We start from the raw sequence: 21,331 nt of genomic DNA, 5'->3' as shown, positions 1-21,331 counted from the left end.
CCATGCGGCGGAAGCGGGCCTTTCGGGCGGGCCGGGGCGTATACGGGTAACCTCGGGTGACCGCTGCCCAGAAAGCCGTCGGCCGCCTACTGTTGGGGTGTTGCACCGGACCGCACGACGGCGTCCGGGCACGCCCCCGCAGCCAAACCGCCGCGGGACGGATGTTTCGGACACGCGCGGCCGCGAGGTTGTCGCACCGGCCGCGCGGCGCGGGCACCGCCGGCCGTGAGAGGGACGGGGTATGGAACCGACCGAGAACGCCGCGTCGGGGCCTCGGCTGCCCGCACGTGTGTCCGACGCCCTGCGGCGGTCGTTCTCCCGGCTCGCCCCCGGCCCCGCGGCCCGCTCCCGCGTCCCCGGCTTCCCCAGCTTCCAGGACCCCGGGCAGCCGGCCTCGGGGCGCGAGTCCGAACCCTCCCCGCTCCGGTGGAGACGGACCGCGCCGGAGTCCGCCGCCCGCCCGGCGGGCCTCCTCGCCCTCCCCGCCTCCCCGGCGCGCGGTGACGTGGGCGAGGACGGCGACCGGCAGATGCTCTCCTGGCCGGTGCTGCCCGTGGTGGTGGTCGCCGCCGCGGGATTCGTCCTGGGCGCCGGCTTCTACCGGGCGCTCTCCGGCGACCACGCCCTCTTCCCGCCCGGCGCCGTCGGCTGGTCCCTGGCCCTGCTCACCGGGGTGATCGTCGGTCACCTGGTGCTGCTCGGCCGGACCCGCTGGTGGGGCGGCACCGGCTCCGGCGCCGCCCTCACCCTCGCCGTCCTGCTGCTCTACGGCTGGGTGCCCGCCGGTCTGGTCAGCCTCACCGTCGTCGTGTTCTCCGGGGCCGCCCGGCGGCGCAGCAGACGCCAGAACCTGCTGTGCGGCGCCGTCGACATCCTCGGCATCGCCGTCGGGGCGCTGCTGCTCGCCCTGTTCGGCAGGTTCCCCTCCGTCGAGAACCCCTGGTCCGCGCAGTTCTGGACCGGCACCGTCGCCCTTCAGATCGCGGTGGTGGCGATCGCCTACCTCACCGTCACCCGCGTGCTGCTCTGGTACCTCCAGGCCCCCTGCAGCGACAGCCTTCCGGTCTTCACCGGCACCGACGTCACCCGGCAGGGGCTGCTCGCCGCCGCGCTGCTCGGCACCGCCCCGCTGATGTGCGTGGTCGCCTCGGTCCAGCCGATGATGCTGCCGCTGTTCGCCATCCCGCTGATCGCCCTCGACCGCACGCTGTGGATGGCCCGGGCCCGCGCCGAGGAGCAGCTCCGCGATCCGCTCACCGGCCTGCCCAACCGGCAGTGGCTGCTGGAGCGGGCCTGGAGCGCGCTCGACGACGCCGAGCGGCAGGACGCCCGGACCGCCCTGGTCCTGATCGACCTCGACCGCTTCCGCTCCGTCAACGACACCCTCGGCCACCTCGCCGGCGACCGGCTGCTGGTGCAGATAGCCGACCGCCTGCGGCGCGTCCTGCCCGAGGGCGCGGAGGCCGCCCGGCTCGGCGGCGACGAGTTCGCGGTCCTGCTGCCGCTGACCGACTCCACCACCTCCGCGACCCGGGTGGCGCGTGCCCTGGTGGCCGAACTGGGATCCCCGCTCGACCTGGACGGGCTGACCCTGGTGCTGGAGGCCAGCGCGGGCGTCGCCCTCTACCCCGACCACGCGCCGGACGCCGAAGGCCTGCTGCGGCGGGCCGACGTCGCCATGTACCAGGCCAAGCGGGACCGCACGGGGGTGGAGGCGTACGAGTCGAAGCGGGACTCCAACACCCCGGACCGGCTCGGCCTGCTGGGCGACCTGCGCAGGGCGCTCGACGCCCACGAGGTCGAGCTCCACTACCAGCCCAAGGTCCGCTTCGACGGACAGGTCGCGGGGCTGGAGGCACTGATGCGGTGGGTGCATCCCGAGCGGGGCAAGGTGCCGCCGGACGAGTTCATCGCCATCGCCGAGTCCTCCGGGCTGATGCCGCACCTCACCGAGTACGTGCTGGAGACGGCGCTCGCCCAGGTCGCCGAGTGGCGGGCACAGGGCCTGATGGTGCCGGTCGCGGTCAACGTCTCGCCGCGCGACGTCCACACCCCCGGTTTCGCGGGCTCCGTGGCCGCGCGCCTGGCCCGGCACGGCGTCCCGACCGGGTCCCTCCAGCTGGAGATCACCGAGCACGTGCTGCTGGAGGACCCGCAGCGGGCCGCCGACACGCTGGCGGCGCTCAGCGGCCACGGCGTGAAGATGTCCCTGGACGACTTCGGCACCGGCTACTCCTCCCTGGTCCACCTGCGCCGGCTCCCGGTGAGCGAGCTGAAGATCGACCGTTCCTTCGTGGCGCGCCTCGCGGTGGACCCGCAGGACGCGGAGATCGTCCGCTGCACCCTCGACCTGGCCCACTCGCTGGGCCTGCTGGTCGTCGCCGAGGGCGTCGAGGACGACGAGACCTGGGAACGCCTGCGGGACCTCGGCTGCGACGCGGTGCAGGGCTGGCTGGTCTCCGCGGCGATGCCGGCGGACGAGACCACGGCGTGGCTGCGGGCCCGGGGCGCCCGCCGCGCCCGGGCCGCCCTCGACCCCGGCCGGGGCTGACCGAACCGCCCGCCGCCCACCGCCCACCGCCCGCGCCTCGCGGGCGACGGCTCCCTCGGTGGCGCCCGGTGCCGGCGCCCGGGCCCGGCCCCGGCCCCGGGCCGGAGCCGCGGTCGGGGCAAGGGGCGGGACGGGGACGGGGCGCCGTGCCGCGGAACCCGAAAGTGGGCCCCGGGGAAACCGGTGCGTGGCGGGCCGCCCGCGAGCCATAGGATTGGGTTCCACACCACACAGAACTCTCACCCCCAGAGGATCGCTGCATGCCTGGCATCACGCGCGAGGAGGTCGCCCACCTCGCCCGGCTGGCGCGTCTGGAGCTGAAGCCCGAAGAGCTCGACCACTTCGCAGGCCAGCTCGACGACATCATCGGCGCGGTCGCCCGCGTCAGCGAGGTCGCCGACCAAGACGTGCCCCCGACCTCCCACCCGCTCCCGCTGACCAACGTCATGCGGGCGGACGAGGTCCGTCCCTCGCTCACCCCGGAGCAGGCGCTCTCCGGCGCCCCTGCCCAGGAGCAGCAGCGTTTCAAGGTGCCGCAGATCCTGGGTGAGGAGCAGTAGTCATGACCGAGATCACCAAGTCCGAGATCATCAGGCTCACCGCGGCCGCGACCGCCGAGAAGATCGCCTCGGGCGAACTCACGGCCGTCGAGGTGGCCGAGGCGCACCTCGCCCGCATCGAGGCCGTCGACGAGAAGGTCAACGCCTTCCTGCACATCGACCGCGAGGGCGCCCTCGCGCAGGCCCGCGAGGTCGACGCCAAGCGCGAGCGCGGCGAGAAGCTCGGCCCGCTGGCCGGCGTGCCGCTGGCGCTGAAGGACATCTTCACCACCGAGGGCGTCCCGACCACGGTCGGCTCCAAGATCCTCGAGGGCTGGATCCCGCCGTACGACGCCACGCTGGTCACGCGCCTGAAGGCGGCCGACGTCGTCATCCTCGGCAAGACCAACATGGACGAGTTCGCGATGGGCTCCTCCACGGAGAACAGCGCCTACGGCCCGACCGGCAACCCGTGGGACCTCACCCGCATCCCCGGCGGCTCCGGCGGCGGTTCCTCCGCCGCGCTCGCCGCGTACATGGCCCCGCTGGCCATCGGCACCGACACCGGCGGCTCCATCCGCCAGCCGGCCGCCGTCACCGGCACGGTCGGCGTCAAGCCGACCTACGGCGCGGTCTCCCGCTACGGCATGGTGGCGTTCTCGTCCTCCCTGGACCAGGGCGGCCCCTGCGCCCGCACCGTCCTCGACGCGGCCCTGCTGCACGAGGCGATCGCCGGCCACGACCCGATGGACTCCACCTCCATCGACGCCCCGGTCCCGCCGGTCGTCGAGGCGGCCCGCAACGGCTCCGTGGCCGGCATGCGGGTCGGCGTGGTCAAGCAGTTCCGCGGCGAGGGCTACCAGGCCGGCGTGGTGCAGCGGTTCGAGGAGTCGGTCGAGCTGCTCAAGGAGCTCGGTGCCGAGATCGTCGAGCTGGACTGCCCGTCCTTCGACCTGGCCCTCTCCGCGTACTACCTGATCGCGCCCTCCGAGTGCTCGTCCAACCTGGCCCGCTTCGACGGCCTGCGCTACGGCCTGCGCGTCGGCGACGACGGCACGGCCTCGGCCGAGTCGGTCACCTCGCTCACCCGTGAGGCCGGCTTCGGCGACGAGGTCAAGCGCCGCATCATGCTCGGCACCTACGCGCTCAGCTCCGGCTACTACGACGCCTACTACGGCAGCGCGCAGAAGGTCCGCACGCTGATCACCCGGGACTTCGAGAAGGCCTTCGAGCAGGTCGACGTCATCGTGTCGCCGACCACGCCGACCACCGCCTTCCCGATCGGCGAGCGCGCCGACGACCCGATCGCGATGTACCTGGCCGACCTGTGCACCATCCCGACCAACCTCGCGGGCAACTCGGCCATGTCCCTGCCCTGCGGTCTCGCGCCGGAGGACAACCTCCCGGTGGGCCTGCAGATCATCGCCCCGGCGATGAAGGACGACCGTCTCTACAAGGTCGGGGCAGCGGTCGAGGCCGCCTTCGTGGAAAGGTGGGGACACCCGCTCCTCGAGGAGGCTCCGTCACTGTGAACTCGCTGAACAAGGCCAAGGGCTTCAAGAAGTCCCGCACCGGGACCTACCTGTCCATCGCCACCACCGCCTTCGGTGCCGTGACGGTCGTCAAGCAGATCCGCAAGGCCCGTACGGAGAGCGACACCCTGCGGCTGCTGGACGCGGCCGTCTCCGGCGTCGCCATCGTCACCGGCCTCGCCCTCCTGCTGCGCGATCTGAAGCAGCTGGGCGACGACGACGTCCTGCTGGGCTGAGAGGGAAGTTTCACCGTGACCACCACGACCGACCTGGTGTCGTACGAGGACGCGCTGGCGTCCTACGACCCCGTCATGGGCCTCGAGGTCCATGTCGAACTCGGCACCAACACGAAGATGTTCTGCGGTTGCTCGACCTCGCTCGGCGCGGACCCGAACACCCAGACCTGCCCCACCTGCCTCGGCATGCCCGGCGCGCTCCCGGTCGTCAACGCGACCGGCGTGGAGTCGGCGATCAAGATCGGTCTCGCGCTGAACTGCGAGATCGCCGAGTGGTGCCGCTTCGCCCGGAAGAACTACTTCTATCCGGACATGCCGAAGAACTTCCAGACCTCCCAGTACGACGAGCCGATCGCCTTCAACGGCTACCTCGACGTGCAGCTGGAGGACGGGGAGACCTTCCGCGTCGAGATCGAGCGCGCCCACATGGAGGAGGACACCGGCAAGTCGCTGCACGTCGGCGGCGCCACCGGCCGCATCCATGGCGCCTCGCACTCCCTGCTGGACTACAACCGCGCCGGCATCCCGCTGATCGAGATCGTCACCAAGCCCATCGTGGGCGCCGGTGAGCGCGCTCCCGAGGTGGCCCGCGCCTACGTGCGCGAGCTGCGCGAGCTGATCCGTGCCCTCGGCGTCTCCGAGGCCCGCATGGAGCAGGGCCAGATGCGCTGCGACGTCAACCTGTCGCTGCGCCCGCACGGCCGGGAGAAGTTCGGCACCCGCAGCGAGACCAAGAACGTCAACTCGCTGCGCTCGGTGGAGCGGGCCGCCCGCTTCGAGATCCAGCGGCACGCGGCGGTGCTGTCCTCCGGCGGCACCATCGTGCAGGAGACCCGCCACTTCCACGAGGACACCGGGTCCACGACCTCGGGCCGCGTGAAGGAGGAGGCGGAGGACTACCGCTACTTCCCGGAGCCGGACCTGGTCCCGGTCGCCCCGTCCCGCGAGTGGGTCGAGGAGATCCGCGGCTCGCTGCCGGAGCTGCCGCTGGCCCGCCGCAACCGGCTGCGCGAGGAGTGGGGCGTGTCGGGCACCGACATGCAGGCCATCCTCAACGCCGGCACGCTGGACCTGATCGTCCGGACGATCGAGGCCGGCGCGGACGCCGCCTCCGCCCGCAAGTGGTGGATGGGTGAACTGGCCCGCAGCGCCAACGAGTCGGGCGTCGCGCCCGACCAGCTCGCGATCACCCCGGACCAGGTGGCGCGGGTGTCCGAGCTGGTCGCCAAGGGCGAGCTCAACGACAAGCTGGCCCGCCAGGTCATCGAGGGCGTGCTGGCCGGCGAGGGCACGCCGGACGAGGTCGTGGACAAGCGCGGCCTGAAGGTCGTCTCCGACGAGGGCGCGCTGGGCACGGCCGTGGACGAGGCGATCGCCGGCAACCCGGGTGTCGCGGACAAGATCCGCGGCGGCAAGGTGGCGGCGGCCGGCGCGCTGGTCGGCGCGGTCATGAAGGCCACCCGTGGCCAGGCCGACGCGGCCCGCGTCAAGGAGCTGATCCTGGAGAAGCTCGGCGTCAGCGAGGGCTGAGCGCCTCGGCGACCGCACGGCGGCGCCCCGGACCGGAAGAGCCTTCCGGTGCGGGGCGCCGCCGTGTGCGGGGCGCCGCCGTGTGCGGGGCGCTGACGTATGCGGGGCCCCGGTGTCGGCGGGCCGTCAGGACGGGGTGTCGTCCGGAAGCCGGAGGACGCCCGGCACGGTCAGCGCCGGGGCGGGCCGGCTGCCCTCCGAGTTCCTGGAGACCTGGCGCGCCAACGGGCCCGACCGCTCCCGGGCCGCGCTCGCCGAGCGCTTCCGCGAGCTGGCCGAGGAGGGCTGGTTCGAGGCCCCCGACCCCGGACAGGCCGCGCCGCACTTCCTGCTGCTCACCGGCACCGAGATCGGCAGCCGCACCCACCCGGGCGCCACGCCCCTGCCGGAGTCCGAACACGAGGCGCTGATCGCCGCCGGGGTACGGACCTTCCTGTACGGACACCTGCCGCGCCGAACCTGAACCCCCGCGCGAGGCACGGACGTTCGCGCGAAGGTCATCGCACCCGCAGCTCCAGCACCCGGTCGTCGCCGTCCTTCGGCTCCCCGCGCCCGTCCGTGTTGGAGGTGACCAGCCACAGCCGGTCGCCGCCCGCCGCGACCACCGTGCGCAGTCGCCCGTACTTCCCCTCCAGGAACGCCTGCGGCTCGGCCGACGCCTCGGTGCCGTCCAGCGGGATCCGCCACAGCCGCTCGCCGCGCAGACCGGCCATCCAGACCGAGCCCTCCGCGTAGGCGATCCCGCTGGGGGAGGCCTCGTCGGTGCTCCACTGGGCGAGCGGATCGCGGAACTCCTTGCCGCCTCCCTTGCCCTCCTGCTCGGGCCAGCCGTAGTTGCCGCCCGGCTCGATGTGGTTCACCTCGTCCCAGGTGTCCTGGCCGAACTCCGCCGCGAACAACCGCTGTTCGCCGTCGAAGGCGAGACCCTGCACGTTGCGGTGACCCCACGAGAAGACCGGGGAGTCCGGGAACGGGTTGCCCGGCGCGGGCTCGCCCTCCGGGGTCAGACGGAGGATCTTGCCGCCGAGCGACTCCCGGTCCTGCGACAGCTCCTCGTCGCCCGCCTCCCCGGTGCCGACGTACAGCAGCTTGTCCGGGCCGAACGCGATCCGCCCGCCGTTGTGCACGAAGGCCTTCGGAATGCCCCGGAACACCACGTCCGGCTCGCCGAGCTGCTCGCCCGCCGGCCGGTCCGGGCGGTACAGCATCCGCACGATCCGGTTGTCGGAGGCGGAGGTGAAGTAGGCGTACAGGTAGTGGTCCGAGGAGAACGCGGGGGACAGCGCGAGGCCGAGCAGACCGCCCTCGCCCTCCGGGGCGACCCCGGGCACCTCGCCGACCTCGGTCTTCTTCCCGCTCGCGGCCTCGACCCGGGTGACGGTCCCCTCGTCGCGGGAGGCGACCAGCAGCGCGTCGTCACCCACGGGGGCGACACCCCAGGGCGACTTCAGCCCGGTCGCGACGGTCCGGACCACCTCCACCGACCCCTTGGCGGGCGGGGTCCTAGCCCCCGGGCTCCCCGAGGGCGACGGGTTCGCCGTCGCGCCGCTCACCGAGGGGGACGGCGCGGCGTCCCCGCTTCCGGAGGAGCAGCCGGCCGTCAGCAGGAGCGCGGAGGAGGCCAGCACGGCCGCCACGGCCGCGCATCGTCCAGGACGTCGCACGATGAGGGTCCCTTCGGTCGGATCGGTCACGTCACGGGGCCGAGCGGTACCGCACGGGTTCCGGCTTCACCCTGTCCTACCCCGGACGGCTCCCGAAAGTTCCCGCTCCGCCGCGATCGCGCCGTCCGGCCGCAGGGAGACCGGCGCTCAGTCCCAGGAGCCGAGCGCCGCCGGCAGCTCCCGCAGCTCCGTCAGGTCCTCGGCGGTCAGCCGCAGCGCGGCCGCGCCGGTGTTGGGGCCGACCCAGCGCTCCTGCTTCGTCCCCGGCACCGCCACCACGTGCGGCCCCTGCGCCAGCACCCACGCCAGCGCCACCTGTCCCGGCGTCACGTCCGCACCGTGCCGTGCGGCGACCCGGCGCAGCCCGGCCACCACGGGCTGGTTGGCGGCCATCATCTCCGCGGTGAACCTCGGATGCCGCGCCCGCGGGTCGTCCGGCTCGAACCCCTCGCCCGGGGTGAGCGTGCCGGTGAGGTAACCGCTGCCCAGCGGCATCGCGGCGAGGAACCCCACCCCGTGCGCCGTGCACCAGGGGAGCAGGGCCTCCAGCGCCTCCCGGGACCAGACGGACAGCTCCGCCTCGACCGCGGTCACCGGGAACACCCGCTGGAGCCGGCTCAGCTCCGCCAGCGTGCCCTGGTACGGCCGTGCCCCGGTCCGGCGGCCGGTACGGGCGCCGCCCACCGCGCACAGTCCCAGCGAGCGCACCTTGCCCTCACGCACCAGCTCGGCCATGGCGCCCCAGGTCTCCTCGACCGGCACCTCGGGGTCGGAGCGGTGCAGCTGGTACAGGTCGATCACATCGGTCTGCAGCCGCCGCAGCGAGGCGTCGCAGGCACGCCGCACGTAGCCGGGCCGGCCGTTGGCGACCAGATGGCCCTCTCCCACCAGCAGACCGACCTTGGTCGAGACGAACGCGTCCTGGCGCCGCTCCTTCAGCACCCGGCCCAGCAGCAGTTCGTTGGTGAACGGCCCGTACATGTCGGCCGTGTCGAGCAGTGCCGCCCCGGCCCCCAGGTCGAGCGCCCGGTGCACGGCGCGCAGCGATTCGCCACCGCGCTGCCGCGAGGCGCTGTACCCCCAGCTCATCGGCATGCACCCGAGCCCGACGGCACCGACCTCGAGCGTCGTCGAGCCCAACCTCCTGCGCTCCACCTGCCCCCGACCCTCCCTAGGCATGCCCTGCCGCCACCACCGGATCCCGCGAGAAACCAACCTAACGTCTGCCGCCCGCGGGCACTGACCTAGCCTCGGTGGCATGACTGCTGAAGTGTGGCTGCCCTACCGCGAGGACGAGATGGAGGGACTCCCCGAGGGTCCCGTGTACCGGTTCTGGAACGGGGAGGAGGAGTATCCGGCGGACCCGTCCGCCTGCGACTTCTACGTCGTCCCCTACCTCAAGGCCGGCGCGGTGACCACCCGCCCGATGCGGGAGATGACCTCGGTGCGGGTGGTGCAGACGCTCTCCGCCGGAATCGACCACGTCGAGCCGGGCCTCGCCGCGCTGCCCGACGGCGTCCAGGTCTGCAACGCCCGGGGGGTGCACGACGCCAGCACCGCCGAGCTGACCCTGGCGCTGATCCTGGCCCAGCTGCGCGGCATCCCCGACTTCGTGCGCGCCCAGGAACGCGGTGAGTGGGCGAGCGGCTTCCGGCCCGCGCTGGCCGACCGGACGGTGCTGATCGTCGGTTACGGGGCGATCGGCTCGGCGGTCGAGGATCGGCTCGTCCCGTTCGAACCCGCGCGGGTGGTACGGGTCGCGCGCTCCGCGCGCACGACGGCGCGCGGTCCCGTGCACCAGCTCGCCGACCTCCCGAGGCTGCTGCCCGAGGCCGACGTGGTGGTACTGCTGACGCCGCTCACCGAGGCCACCCGCCATCTCGTGGACGCCTCGTTCCTGGCCCGCATGAAGGACGGGGCGCTGCTGGTGAACGTGGCCCGGGGGCCCGTGGTGGAGACCAAGGCCCTGCTCGCGGAGGTGGAGACCGGAAGGATCAAGGCCGCCCTGGACGTCACCGACCCCGAGCCGCTGCCGCCCGGTCACCCGCTGTGGACGGCTCCCGGCGTGCTGATCTCCCCTCATGTGGGCGGTCCCACCAGTGCGTTCGAGCCGAGGGCCAAGAGGCTGCTGGTGGACCAGTTGTCTCGATTCGCCGACGGACGCCCTCTGCGCAATGTGATGCTGACGACCGGTGAACCAGGCATGGCCTGACCCGGTCCGGGTACTCTCCGCTGTCCCGCGGAAGCGGACCGTCTCCGAACCTCCGTTCGTCATCACGCAGAGTAGATGAACTATGTCCCTGAGTGACGATGCTGGTGTATCGTCACTCGGGGGCTGCGCCCGCATCGAGGCGCCGGAGACGGACTGGACCGAACTGCGAGGGGGGCGACGGGCGATGCACGGCCGATGTACCGGACGACGGACCCATGAGGCTGCGACCTACCACGTCGCCCAGCACGCCGGGAAGACCGGGACCCCGCGCGCCGTGAGCCGCCGTCGCGCCGTGGCTCCTCCCGCGGTGGTTCATCGGGCAGCCGCCCACCGCCCCGCCGCCAACCGCGCCGCCGCCCGCCACCTTGTGCTCGACCCCGCCGTCACCCACCCCGCCGTGCCCCACCGCCCCGGGGTCGGCCGCCTCGGGGGCGGCCGGTTCGGGGCCGGCCGGGCCGGGGCGCCGGCGGACCCGCGGTACCCGGAGCGCACCACCGCGCGCACCCGGCCCTTCCGTCGCGGGGTGTGCGCCGCCCGGCGGCCCGGCGGCTGCGGGAGGCCCCGGTGATCTCTCCGTCCCTCTCCCCGCCCGTGCTCGACGGCGCGGGCCGCGGCGCCCACGAGCCGTGGCTCCCCGCCGCCCCCGCCGCTGCCCCGGCCAGGCCCCCGGCCGGCGTGCGCCGTGCCGTGATGCCGGTGCCGCTCGTGCTCCTCACCCTGGTCTGCGCGGGCTACGCGCTCGGCTCCGCGGTCGGCTGGGGGTCGCACCGCGCGGCCCTGGTGATGGGCGACTTCGGGCTGAGCGCCGCCGGTGCGACGGCCGCCGTCTCGTGCTTCCTCTACGCCCGCCGGCAGGGCGAACTGCGCCCGGCCTGGCTGCTGTTCGCGTTCTCCTCGGCGATGGCCAGCATGGGCAACCTGGTCTGGGGCTGGTACGAGGTGGTCCTCCGGGCCGAGATGCCGCGCCCCAGCCTGGCCGACTTCTTCTTCCTGTGCTTCGCGCCGCCCGCCATCCTCGGCCTGCTGATGCTGGCGAGGCGCCCGCTGAACGGAGCCGGCTGGGTCTGCCTGGTGCTCGACGCCTGGCTGATCGGCGGCTCGCTGCTCACGCTCTCCTGGAGCCTGGCGCTGGGCCGCACGGCCGGCGCGGCCGACCAGGGCGTCGCGCACGCCGCCCTCCAACTGGCCTACCCGATACTGGACATCGCCCTGGTGAGCGTGGTCCTCGCGCTGCACTTCCGGCGCACCGCGGCCAACCGCGCCGCGGTCAACGCCGCGGTCGCCGCGCTTGCGCTCACCGTCGTCTGCGACGCCATGTTCACCTCGCCGCTGCTCCACCAGAGCTACCGGTCCGGGCAGTTGCTGGACGCGGGCTGGTTCGCGGGCTCGCTGCTGCTCGCCTACGCCCCCTGGGCGGCCACCTTCGCCCGGCCGCGAGAGGGCCGCCGGTCCCGCCCGCTCCTGCGGGGCCGCCGGTTCCGCCGGAGTGCGGGCACCGGGCGCCCCGGCGCGCTGCCGCGACCCGGCCCGGCCGCCGGGAAGGCCGAGACCCCCGCCGGTCCGCCCGACACCCCGGCCGCGACGCCGCGGACCGACCCGGTCCGTCCCCGTCCCGCCGCCCCGGGGCCTCCCGCACCGGGCGTGGACCCCGGGTACTACGCACCGGCGCGGCCCATAGCGGGATCGCTGGCCGCGCTCCTGCCCTACCTGGCCGCGGCCGTGTGCACGCTGGGCATCCTCTACAACGTGCTGGCCGGCCGCAGCGTGGACCAGGTCGTGCTGCTGACGGCCGGCGCCGTGGTCCTGGCGCTGCTGGTCCGGCAGGGCATCATGCTGCTCGACAACATGGCGCTCACCGAGAAGCTGGCCGAGAACGAGAACCACTTCCGTTCCCTGGTCCAGGGCTCCAGCGACGTCATCATGATCGCCGCGCCCAACGGCCGCCTGAAATACGTCAGCGACGCCTCCGAGGGCGTGTACGGCCTCCTCCCGGAGGAGCTGGTCGGCCGGGAGCTGGCCGGTCTGATCCACCCCGAGGACCTGCCGGCCGTCCTGCACGAACTGCGCCGCTTCCTCGCCGCCGGCCCGCCCGCCGACCCCACCACCCGGATCGAGTACCGCTTCCGCAGCGGCGACGGGGGCTGGCTCAACGTCGAGTCGACGGTCAACCGGCACCAGGGCGGCCTGATCCTCAACAGCCGCGACGTGACCGAACGCGTACGCCTCCAGGCGCAGTTGCAGCACAGCGCCGAGCACGACGCGCTCACCGACCTGCCCAACCGCGCGCTGTTCACCCGGCGGGTCGGGCAGGCCCTCTCCGGCCGGCGGCAGTCCGACCAGGGCACGGCGGTGCTCTTCATCGACCTCGACGGATTCAAGGCGGTCAACGACACCATCGGGCACCAGGCCGGGGACGAACTCCTCGTCCAGGCCGCCCGCCGCCTCCAGGAGGCCGTCCGCCAGGGCGACACCGCCGCCCGCCTCGGCGGGGACGAGTTCGCCGCGCTGATCCTCGGCGACGGCGTGAGCGACCGGACCGCCCGCGAGGGCCACATCCTGGAGCTCGCCGACCGGCTGCGACTACGGCTCTCCCAGCCCTACGAGATCGACGGCAACGACGTCCGGGTGGCCGCCTCCATCGGCGTGGCCTTCGCCGAACCCGGCCTGGGCGCCGGAGAGCTGCTGCGCAACGCGGACCTCGCGATGTACCGGGCCAAGGCGGCAGGCAAGGATCGCGTCGAGCTCTACGCGCCCCAGATGCAGCAGGACGTGGTGCGCAGGGCCGAGGTCGCCGCCCGGCTGCGGAACGCCCTGCACGAGGGCGAGTTCACCCTGCTCCACCAGCCCATGGTCTCGCTGGCCGACGGCCGGATCACCGCCGTCTCGGCCCAGGCCCGCTGGCGGTCCGCGCAGGGCGCGCTGTTCACGCCCGCCGAGTTCCTGCGGGCCGCCGAAGAGGGCGACCGGACGGCCGAACTCGGCCGCTGGGTGCTGGAGGAGGCCGTCGTCCAGGCCGCAGACCGGTCCCGGGCGGGTCTGCGCACCCCGGTGGCGGTACGGATCGCCGCCCGGCGCCTGCTCGACCGGTCGTTGCCGCTCACCTCGATAGAGGCGCTGCTGACCCGGCACGGACTGGCGCCCGGGTCACTGATGATCGAACTCGCCGGACTCGACCCGAGCCTCCCGCTGGACGACCTGGAGCGCCGCCTCACGGCGCTGCGCCGGCTGGGCGTCAGGTTCGCCCTGGACGGCTTCGGCACCGGCTACGGATCCATCACCGCGCTGCGCCGGCTGCCTGTGGAGGTGCTCAAGCTCGACCGGAGCCTGGTTGAAGGCGTGGTGGAGTCCGCCCGCCTGCACAAGATCACCAGCGGGCTGCTGCGGATCGCCGGCGACCTCGGCATGCAGACCGTCGCCGAGGGCGTGGACCTGCCCGACCAGGCGGGCGTCCTGCGCGCCATGGGCTGCACCCACGGCATGGGCGGCGCCTTCTCCGCACCTCTGGACGAGTACCGGATCCGCCGGCTGCTCGCCGACGGGCACTGCCCGGTCCCCGCAGGCCACCCCAGGCCCGGCGGAACCGGCGGCAGGCCCACCAGCGCCGTAGCGTCCCGGGGCCACGCACAGAGCCGTCCGGGCGGCGCCGCGACCGGCCCCGGGAGCGGAGCGGGCGCCCGCCCCCCGGTGCCTCCCGCCCGCAGTGCGGGAGCGGCCTACGCGGGTCTCCAGCACGGCGCCGCACGCCCACATTCTGAGACCGTCGTCCCACCCCCTTGACACCCGACCTGCGTCGGGTAGAGGGTCAAGGTCATGCGCACCCGAATTCTCGTACTTGGACAGCGCGTCGGCTGAGCTGGACCTTCGGATTGAGAACCGGAGACCCAGCGCCTAACCGCCCGACGCGCTCCCCTCGCTTGCCTGACGGCACGAGGGGTTTTTTGTTGCACCGGGGCGGACGCGCCAACCGAACAAAATTCTCAAAAGCTCGCACACACCACTCTGCATCGAGAAGAGAATGCCGATGACCGAGCAGGCCACCGGGGCCCACCATCCGCAGCCGCGGCCCCGTTCCGGAGGACTCCAGCAGTCCGCGACCGAGCACGTCACGGGCGCCCAGTCGCTCATCCGCTCGCTCGAGGAGGTGGGGGTCGACACGGTCTTCGGCATTCCCGGCGGCACGATCCTGCCCGCGTACGACCCGATGATGGACTCCACGCGGGTGCGCCACGTCCTGGTCCGCCACGAGCAGGGCGCCGGCCACGCGGCCACCGGCTACGCGCAGGCCACCGGCAAGGTCGGTGTCTGCATGGCCACCTCCGGTCCGGGCGCCACCAACCTGGTCACCCCGATCGCCGACGCCAACATGGACTCCGTGCCGCTGGTCGCGATCACCGGGCAGGTGGTGTCCGCCGCGATCGGCACGGACGCCTTCCAGGAGGCGGACATCGTCGGCATCACCATGCCGATCACCAAGCACAGCTTCCTGGTCACCCGCGCCGAGGACATCCCCCGGGTCATCGCCGAGGCCTTCCACATCGCCTCGACCGGCCGCCCCGGCCCGGTCCTGGTCGACATCCCGAAGGACATCCTCCAGACGAAGACCACGTTCTCCTGGCCCCCGGTCGCCGACCTGCCCGGTTACCGCCCGGTCACCAAGCCGCACGCCAAGCAGATCCGCGAGGCCGCCCGGCTGATCACCACCGCCAAGCGGCCGGTGCTCTACGTCGGTGGCGGCGTCCTCAAGGCCGGCGCCACCGCCGAGCTGAAGGTCCTGGCGGAGCTGACCGGTGCCCCCGTCACCACCACCCTGATGGCGCTGGGCGCCTTCCCGGACAGCCACCCGCAGCACCTGGGCATGCCCGGCATGCACGGCTCGGTCGCCGCCGTCACCGGGCTGCAGAAGGCCGACCTGATCGTCGCCCTCGGCGCCCGCTTCGACGACCGCGTCACCGGCAGGCTGGACAGCTTCGCACCGCACGCCAAGGTCGTCCACGCGGACATCGACCCGGCCGAGATCGGCAAGAACCGCGAGGCGGACGTGCCGATCGTCGGCGACGCCCGCGAGGTGATCGCCGACCTGGTCCAGGCCGTGCAGAAGGAGCACTCCGAAGGCCACCGCGCCGACCTGGACGCCTGGTGGGCCGACCTGGACCGCTGGCGGGAGAACTACCCGCTGGGCTACGAGCTGCCCGCCGACGGCTCGCTCTCCCCGCAGCAGGTCATCGAGCGGATCGGGCAGCTCGCCCCCGAGGGCACGATCTTCACCGCGGGCGTCGGCCAGCACCAGATGTGGGCCGCGCACTTCCTCCAGCACGAGAAGCCGGCCACCTGGCTGAACTCCGGCGGCGCCGGGACCATGGGCTACGCGGTCCCCGCCGCGATGGGCGCCAAGGCCGGCCGCCCGGAGCGCGCGGTCTGGGCGATCGACGGCGACGGCTGCTTCCAGATGACCAACCAGGAGCTCACCACCTGCGCCCTGAACAACATCCCGATCAAGGTCGCCGTCATCAACAACGGCGCCCTGGGGATGGTCCGCCAGTGGCAGACGCTCTTCTACAACCAGCGCTACTCCAACACGGTGCTGCACTCCGGCCCCGGCGCGGACGCGACGGGCCCGAGCGCCGGCACCCGGGTCCCGGACTTCGTCAAGCTGTCCGAGGCGATGGGCTGCCACGCCATCCGCTGCGAGTCGCCCGAGGACCTGGACAAGGTCATCGAGGAGGCGAACTCGATCAACGACCGTCCGGTCGTCGTGGACTTCATCGTCCACGAGGACGCGATGGTCTGGCCGATGGTCCCGGCCGGCACCTCCAACGACGAGATCATGGCCGCCCGGGACGTCCGCCCCGACTTCGGCGACAACGAAGAGTGACCGAGCGAGGAACACCTGACATGTCGAAGCACACGCTCTCCGTCCTGGTGCAGAACACGCCGGGCATCCTGGCGCGGATCGCCGCGCTCTTCTCCCGCCGCGGGTTCAACATCGACTCCCTGGCCGTGGGCGTCACCGAGCACCCCGACATCTCCCGCATCACCATCGTGGTGGGCGTGGAGGACCTGCCGCTGGAGCAGGTCACCAAGCAGCTGAACAAGCTGGTCAACGTGCTGAAGATCGTCGAGCTCGACCCGGTCGCGTCGGTCCGGCGCCAGCTGGTCCTGGTCAAGGTCCGCGCGGACAACGAGACCCGCTCGCAGATCGTCCAGATCGTCGACCTGTTCCGGGCCAAGACCGTGGACGTCTCCCCGGACGCCGTCACCATCGAGGCGACCGGCGGCAGCGACAAGCTCGAGGCCATGCTCAAGATGCTCGAGCCGTACGGCATCAAGGAACTGGTGCAGTCCGGCACGATCGCCATAGGGCGCGGCGCGCGGTCGATCACCGACCGCTCGCTGCGGGCCGTCGAACGCGCCTCCTGACGGGCCCGGAACCCCCGGCTCGCCCGTATGGCGAGACCGTCAACCCCTTCTCCACCGCCCGGTCATACGCTGGGCGCAACACCTGCGACACCTGCGGGCCCTACACCTGCAGACATGAGGAGTGAACCGAAGTGGCCGAGCTGTTCTACGACGCCGATGCCGACCTGTCCATCATCCAGGGCCGCAAGGTCGCGGTCATCGGCTACGGCAGCCAGGGCCACGCCCACGCCCTGTCGCTGCGCGACTCGGGTGTGGACGTCCGCGTCGGTCTGCACGAGGGCTCCAAGTCCCGTGCCAAGGCCGAGGAGCAGGGCCTGCGCGTGGTCACCCCGGCCGAGGCCGCCGCCGAGGCCGACGTCGTGATGATCCTGGTCCCGGACCCGATCCAGGGCCAGGTCTACGAGGAGTCGATCAAGGACAACCTGAAGGACGGCGACGCGCTGTTCTTCGGGCACGGCTTCAACATCCGGTTCGGCTTCATCAAGCCCCCGGCCGGCGTCGACGTCTGCATGGTCGCCCCCAAGGGCCCGGGCCACCTGGTGCGCCGTCAGTACGAGGAGGGCCGCGGCGTCCCCTGCATCGCGGCCGTCGAGCAGGACGCCACGGGCAAGGGCTTCGAGCTGGCGCTGTCCTACGCCAAGGCGATCGGCGGCACCCGTGCCGGCGTCATCAAGACGACCTTCACCGAGGAGACCGAGACCGACCTGTTCGGTGAGCAGGCCGTGCTCTGCGGCGGCACCGCCGCGCTGGTCAAGGCGGGCTTCGAGACCCTGACCGAGGCGGGCTACCAGCCGGAGATCGCCTACTTCGAGTGCCTCCACGAGCTGAAGCTGATCGTCGACCTGATGTACGAGGGCGGCCTGGAGAAGATGCGCTGGTCGATCTCCGAGACCGCCGAGTGGGGCGACTACGTCACCGGCCCGCGCGTCATCACCGACGCCACCAAGGCCGAGATGAAGAAGGTCCTCGCCGAGATCCAGGACGGCACCTTCGCCAACAACTGGATGGCCGAGTACCAGGGCGGTCTGAAGAAGTACAACGAGTACAAGAACCAGGACTCCCAGCACCTGCTGGAGACCACCGGCAAGGAGCTGCGCAAGCTCATGAGCTGGGTGGACGAGGAGGCCTGATCCTCTTGACGGGGCCGGGGCGTCGCCCCGGCCCCGTGCTTCGCCCGTGGTGGAAACGCACGGACGGGTGATCCTTCCGCAGGGGCGAGGGACGAGGTCCCCGGCCCCACTACACTGCACTGCATACGCGTCAGGCCCACAGCGTCGTGCGTCTTCCACGCGGCTAGCAACCCTCCACGCCTGCGGCCGTCGGGACGGCCGTCCGCATCGCACCTGAGGACTCACGTGAGCTCGAAACCTGTCGTACTCATCGCTGAAGAGCTGTCGCCCGCCACCGTCGACGCGCTCGGTCCGGACTTCGAGATCCGGCACTGCAACGGAGCCGACCGGGGCGAACTGCTCCCGGCCATCGCCGACGTCGACGCGATCCTGGTCCGTTCGGCGACCAAGGTCGACGCCGAGGCGATCGCCGCGGCCGGCAAGCTGAAGGTCGTCGCCCGCGCGGGCGTGGGCCTGGACAACGTCGACGTCTCCGCCGCCACCAAGGCCGGCGTGATGGTCGTCAACGCCCCCACCTCCAACATCGTGACCGCCGCCGAGCTGGCCTGCGGCCTGCTCGTGGCCACGGCCCGCAACATCCCGCAGGCCAACGCCGCGCTGAAGAACGGCGAGTGGAAGCGCTCCAAGTACACCGGCGTCGAGCTGGCGGAGAAGACACTCGGCGTGGTCGGCCTCGGCCGGATCGGCGCGCTGGTCGCCCAGCGCATGTCCGCGTTCGGCATGAAGGTCGTGGCCTACGACCCGTACGTCCAGCCCGCGCGCGCCGCGCAGATGGGCGTCAAGGTCCTGACGCTGGACGAGCTGCTCGAGGTCTCGGACTTCATCACGGTCCACCTGCCCAAGACGCCGGAGACGCTCGGCCTGATCGGCGACGAGGCCCTGCGCAAGGTCAAGCCGACGGTCCGGATCGTCAACGCCGCGCGCGGCGGCATCGTCGACGAGGAGGCGCTGTACTCGGCGCTCAAGGAGGGCCGGGTCGCCGGCGCCGGCCTCGACGTCTACGCCAAGGAGCCGTGCACGGACTCGCCGCTGTTCGAGTTCGACCAGGTCGTCTGCACGCCGCACCTGGGCGCGTCCACGGACGAGGCGCAGGAGAAGGCCGGTATCGCGGTCGCCCGGTCGGTGCGCCTGGCGCTCGCCGGTGAGCTGGTTCCGGACGCGGTCAACGTGCAGGGCGGCGTGATCGCCGAGGACGTCAAGCCGGGTCTTCCGCTGGCCGAGCGGCTGGGCCGGATCTTCACGGCGCTGGCCGGCGAGGTCGCGCTGCGCCTCGACGTCGAGGTGTACGGCGAGATCACCCAGCACGACGTCAAGGTGCTGGAGCTGTCGGCGCTCAAGGGCGTCTTCGAGGACGTCGTCGAGGACACCGTGTCCTATGTGAACGCCCCGCTGTTCGCGCAGGAGCGCGGCGTCGAGGTGCGGCTGACCACCAGCTCCGAGTCGCCGGACCACCGCAACGTGGTCACGGTCCGCGGCACGCTGGGCAACGGCACCGAGGTGTCGGTCTCCGGCACGCTGGCCGGCCCGAAGCACCACCAGAAGCTGGTCGCGGTGGGCGAGTTCGACGTGGACCTGGCGCTCACCGACCACATGCTGGTGCTGCGGTACGCCGACCGTCCCGGCGTGGTCGGCACGGTCGGCCGGGTGCTCGGCGAGTCCGGCGTCAACATCGCCGGCATGCAGGTCGCCCGTGCGGCGGCCGGCGGCGAGGCGCTGGCTGTGCTGACGGTCGACGACACGGTCCCGCAGACGGTGCTGTCGGAGCTGGCCGAGGAGATCGGCGCGACGTCCGCCCGGGCCATCAACCTGACCTGACCGCCTTCCGGTCCGGTCCGGTCCGGTCCGGTCCGGCACTCCGCACGACGAAGGACCCGCCCGCCGCTCCACGCGGCAGGCGGGTCCTGGTCGTTGTCCCTTCCCTTTCTCCCCCCCGGGAGCGGGCCGACGGGCCCGTTACCGGATCACCGGGTCACCGGGTCACCGGATCACCGGGGTGACCGCGTCGCCGGGCGCCGGAGACTCCACCCGGATCCGGCGGAGGGCCGTCGCGGCGACCACGGCGGCGACGGCGAGGACCACCGCGCCGGTCAGGCCCGCCGCGTGCATGCCGTCGGTGAAGGCCACTCGCGCGGCGAGGGCCAGCGACTCGCCCGCTTGGCCGGGCAGTTCCGCGGCGACCGCCAGCGCGCCGCCCAGCGTCTCCCGGGCCGCCTCCGGGGCGGCGGCCGGCATGCCGTCCCGGAAGACGGCGGTCCCCACGGAGCCCAGCACGGCCATGCCCAGCGCACCGCCGAACTCCGCCCCGGTCTCCAGCAGGGAGGAGGCCGAACCCGCCTTCTCCACCGGTGCCGCGCTCAGCGCCAGGTCCGCCATCTGGGACATCACCAGGACGATTCCGCAGGCCAGCACGCCGGCGGCCACCAGGACCAGAGCCAGCGAGTCGGTCCCGGGCGTGGTGAGGAGGGCGTAACCTCCGGCGGCGATCAGGAAACCGGCCGCCACCACATGGGCGCGCGGGACCCCCTTCTGCACCAGCGCGGTGGCGGCCGGCGCCGCGGCGGCGATCGGCAGGGAGGGGACCAGCGACCACAGCGCCGCCTCCAGCGCGCTCATCCCGAGCACCGACTGCAGGTACTGCGTGGTGAAGAAGGCGGAGCCCATCAGACCGAGGGCGGAGACCGAGTTGAGCACCACCGCCGGGGCGAAGCCGGGCGAGCGGAACAGCCCGCGCGGGACCATCGGGGAGGCCGCGGTGCGCTGCCGCCACACGAAGAGCACCCCGAAGAGCAGCCCGGCGCCGACGAACACGCCCTGCTCCGGCCGCCAGCCGTCGGAGGCGAACTCCTTCAGCCCGTGGATCAGCGGCAGCACCGCGGCCATCGAGAGGGGCACGCTCAGCAGGTCGAACCGGCCGGGGGAGGGGTCCTTGGACTCGGGCAGCAGGAGCGGGCCGAGGACCAGCAGCAGGGCCATCGCGGGCAGGTTCACCAGGAAGACCGAGCCCCACCAGAAGAACTCGACCAGCAGGCCGCTCATCACCGAGCCCAGCGCCACGCCGCCGGTCATCACCGCGCTCCACAGGCCCACCGCCTGGGCGCGCTGACGCGGGTCGGTGAACATCGTGCGGATCAGCGCGATCGTCGACGGCATCAGGGTGGCTCCGCCGATGCCCAGCACGGCGCGGGCGGCGATCAGCATCTCCGGGCTGTCGGCGTAGGCGGCGGCCAGCGAGGCCGCCCCGAACGCCGCGGCGCCGAACATCAGCAGCCGACGGCGGCCGATGCGGTCACCGAGGGAGCCCATGGTCATCAGCAGGCCGGCCAGGACGAAGGCGTAGATGTCGAAGATCCAGAGCTGCTCGGTGCCGGTGGGCGCGAGGTCGGCGTTGATCGCCGGCACGGCGAAGTAGAGCACCGACACGTCCATCGAGACCAGCAGCAGCGGCAGCATCAGCACGGCCACCGCGGTCCATTCACGGCGCCCGGCCCGGGCCGGGGAAGGGGTTGTCGTCGTCATGCGA

15 protein-coding genes are annotated in these 21,331 nt (G+C 72.8%); 12 read left to right on the top strand and 3 right to left on the bottom strand.

The features are described 5' to 3' along the window. Positions 1-241 precede the first annotated feature (241 nt). From GBN72_RS08570 to GBN72_RS08545, 6 genes are all read left to right on the top strand, one after another. On the top strand, positions 242-2,551 hold the full coding sequence (locus GBN72_RS08570; RefSeq protein WP_151771113.1) for a putative bifunctional diguanylate cyclase/phosphodiesterase: 2,310 nt from the start codon (positions 242-244) through the stop codon (positions 2,549-2,551). 260 nt (positions 2,552-2,811) lie between these two features. After that, a complete protein-coding gene (gene gatC, locus GBN72_RS08565; RefSeq protein WP_108954271.1) occupies positions 2,812-3,111 on the top strand; it encodes an Asp-tRNA(Asn)/Glu-tRNA(Gln) amidotransferase subunit GatC in 300 nt (99 codons plus the stop codon). A gap of 2 nt (positions 3,112-3,113) precedes the next feature. Then, positions 3,114-4,622 carry an Asp-tRNA(Asn)/Glu-tRNA(Gln) amidotransferase subunit GatA gene (gatA, locus tag GBN72_RS08560; protein WP_151771112.1) on the top strand — a complete coding sequence of 503 codons (1,509 nt, stop codon included), beginning with the start codon at positions 3,114-3,116 and terminating at the stop codon, positions 4,620-4,622. Further along, entirely contained in the window at positions 4,619-4,858 is a 240-nt protein-coding gene (locus tag GBN72_RS08555; RefSeq protein ID WP_151771111.1) for a hypothetical protein, read from the top strand. The genes gatA and GBN72_RS08555 overlap by 4 nt, the downstream gene beginning before the upstream one ends. Positions 4,859-4,873: 15 nt before the next feature. After that, positions 4,874-6,388 carry an Asp-tRNA(Asn)/Glu-tRNA(Gln) amidotransferase subunit GatB gene (gatB, locus tag GBN72_RS08550; protein WP_151771110.1) on the top strand — a complete coding sequence of 505 codons (1,515 nt, stop codon included), beginning with the start codon at positions 4,874-4,876 and terminating at the stop codon, positions 6,386-6,388. Between the two features lie 136 nt (positions 6,389-6,524). Continuing rightward, positions 6,525-6,851: a TetR/AcrR family transcriptional regulator C-terminal domain-containing protein gene (locus tag GBN72_RS08545; RefSeq protein WP_151771109.1), complete on the top strand. Its 327-nt coding sequence runs from the start codon at positions 6,525-6,527 to the stop codon at positions 6,849-6,851. A 34-nt stretch (positions 6,852-6,885) separates the two neighbouring features. Here GBN72_RS08545 and GBN72_RS08540 read toward each other — a convergent pair whose 3' ends face one another. Both GBN72_RS08540 and GBN72_RS08535 read right to left on the bottom strand, forming a co-directional pair. Further along, a complete protein-coding gene (locus GBN72_RS08540) occupies positions 6,886-8,025 on the bottom strand; it encodes a PQQ-dependent sugar dehydrogenase (RefSeq protein ID WP_151771108.1) in 1,140 nt (379 codons plus the stop codon). A gap of 174 nt (positions 8,026-8,199) precedes the next feature. Next, on the bottom strand, positions 8,200-9,207 hold the full coding sequence (locus GBN72_RS08535) for an aldo/keto reductase (protein WP_151771107.1): 1,008 nt from the start codon (positions 9,205-9,207) through the stop codon (positions 8,200-8,202). Positions 9,208-9,310: 103 nt separating this feature from the next. Between GBN72_RS08535 and GBN72_RS08530 the strand changes: the two genes are divergently transcribed. The 6 genes from GBN72_RS08530 (at position 9,311) to serA (ending at position 19,626) form a co-directional block, all read left to right on the top strand. Beyond that, positions 9,311-10,264, top strand: a complete 954-nt coding sequence (locus GBN72_RS08530) for a 2-hydroxyacid dehydrogenase (RefSeq protein ID WP_151771106.1) — start codon at positions 9,311-9,313, stop codon at positions 10,262-10,264. A gap of 690 nt (positions 10,265-10,954) precedes the next feature. Continuing rightward, positions 10,955-14,041, top strand: coding sequence for a putative bifunctional diguanylate cyclase/phosphodiesterase (locus tag GBN72_RS08525; RefSeq protein ID WP_170315361.1), 3,087 nt, complete (start codon positions 10,955-10,957; stop codon positions 14,039-14,041). Positions 14,042-14,285: 244 nt separating this feature from the next. Continuing rightward, a complete protein-coding gene (locus GBN72_RS08520; protein ID WP_174887094.1) occupies positions 14,286-16,136 on the top strand; it encodes an acetolactate synthase large subunit in 1,851 nt (616 codons plus the stop codon). A gap of 20 nt (positions 16,137-16,156) precedes the next feature. Beyond that, a complete protein-coding gene (gene ilvN / locus GBN72_RS08515) occupies positions 16,157-16,681 on the top strand; it encodes an acetolactate synthase small subunit (RefSeq protein WP_151771104.1) in 525 nt (174 codons plus the stop codon). A 131-nt stretch (positions 16,682-16,812) separates the two neighbouring features. Further along, positions 16,813-17,811, top strand: a complete 999-nt coding sequence (gene ilvC / locus GBN72_RS08510) for a ketol-acid reductoisomerase (protein WP_151771103.1) — start codon at positions 16,813-16,815, stop codon at positions 17,809-17,811. 225 nt (positions 17,812-18,036) lie between these two features. Then, the gene (gene serA / locus GBN72_RS08505; RefSeq protein ID WP_151771102.1) at positions 18,037-19,626 is read left to right on the top strand and encodes a phosphoglycerate dehydrogenase; all 1,590 of its coding nucleotides are present in this window, start codon (positions 18,037-18,039) and stop codon (positions 19,624-19,626) included. A gap of 162 nt (positions 19,627-19,788) precedes the next feature. On the opposite strand, the gene GBN72_RS08500 is transcribed toward serA, so the two are convergent. Continuing rightward, positions 19,789-21,327, bottom strand: a complete 1,539-nt coding sequence (locus GBN72_RS08500) for an MFS transporter (RefSeq protein ID WP_151771101.1) — start codon at positions 21,325-21,327, stop codon at positions 19,789-19,791. Positions 21,328-21,331 lie beyond the last annotated feature (4 nt).

The sequence above is a fragment of the Streptomyces abyssomicinicus genome (genome assembly GCF_008974245.1).
Classification (GTDB): Bacteria; Actinomycetota; Actinomycetes; order Streptomycetales; family Streptomycetaceae; genus Streptomyces; species Streptomyces abyssomicinicus.
This window is presented reverse-complemented; position numbering and strand designations above follow the sequence as displayed.

Bases quoted from the DNA above. Each gene is read 5' to 3' on its own strand.
- GBN72_RS08570 (WP_151771113.1), top strand. From the start codon at position 242: ATGGAACCGACCGAGAACGCCGCGTCGGGGCCTCGGCTGCCCGCACGT.
- gatC (WP_108954271.1), top strand. From the start codon at position 2,812: ATGCCTGGCATCACGCGCGAGGAGGTCGCCCACCTCGCCCGGCTGGCG.
- gatA (WP_151771112.1), top strand. From the start codon at position 3,114: ATGACCGAGATCACCAAGTCCGAGATCATCAGGCTCACCGCGGCCGCG.
- GBN72_RS08530 (WP_151771106.1), top strand. From the start codon at position 9,311: ATGACTGCTGAAGTGTGGCTGCCCTACCGCGAGGACGAGATGGAGGGA.
- GBN72_RS08525 (WP_170315361.1), top strand. From the start codon at position 10,955: ATGCCGGTGCCGCTCGTGCTCCTCACCCTGGTCTGCGCGGGCTACGCG.
- GBN72_RS08520 (WP_174887094.1), top strand. From the start codon at position 14,286: ATGACCGAGCAGGCCACCGGGGCCCACCATCCGCAGCCGCGGCCCCGT.
- ilvN (WP_151771104.1), top strand. From the start codon at position 16,157: ATGTCGAAGCACACGCTCTCCGTCCTGGTGCAGAACACGCCGGGCATC.
- GBN72_RS08500 (WP_151771101.1), bottom strand. From the start codon at position 21,327: ATGACGACGACAACCCCTTCCCCGGCCCGGGCCGGGCGCCGTGAATGG.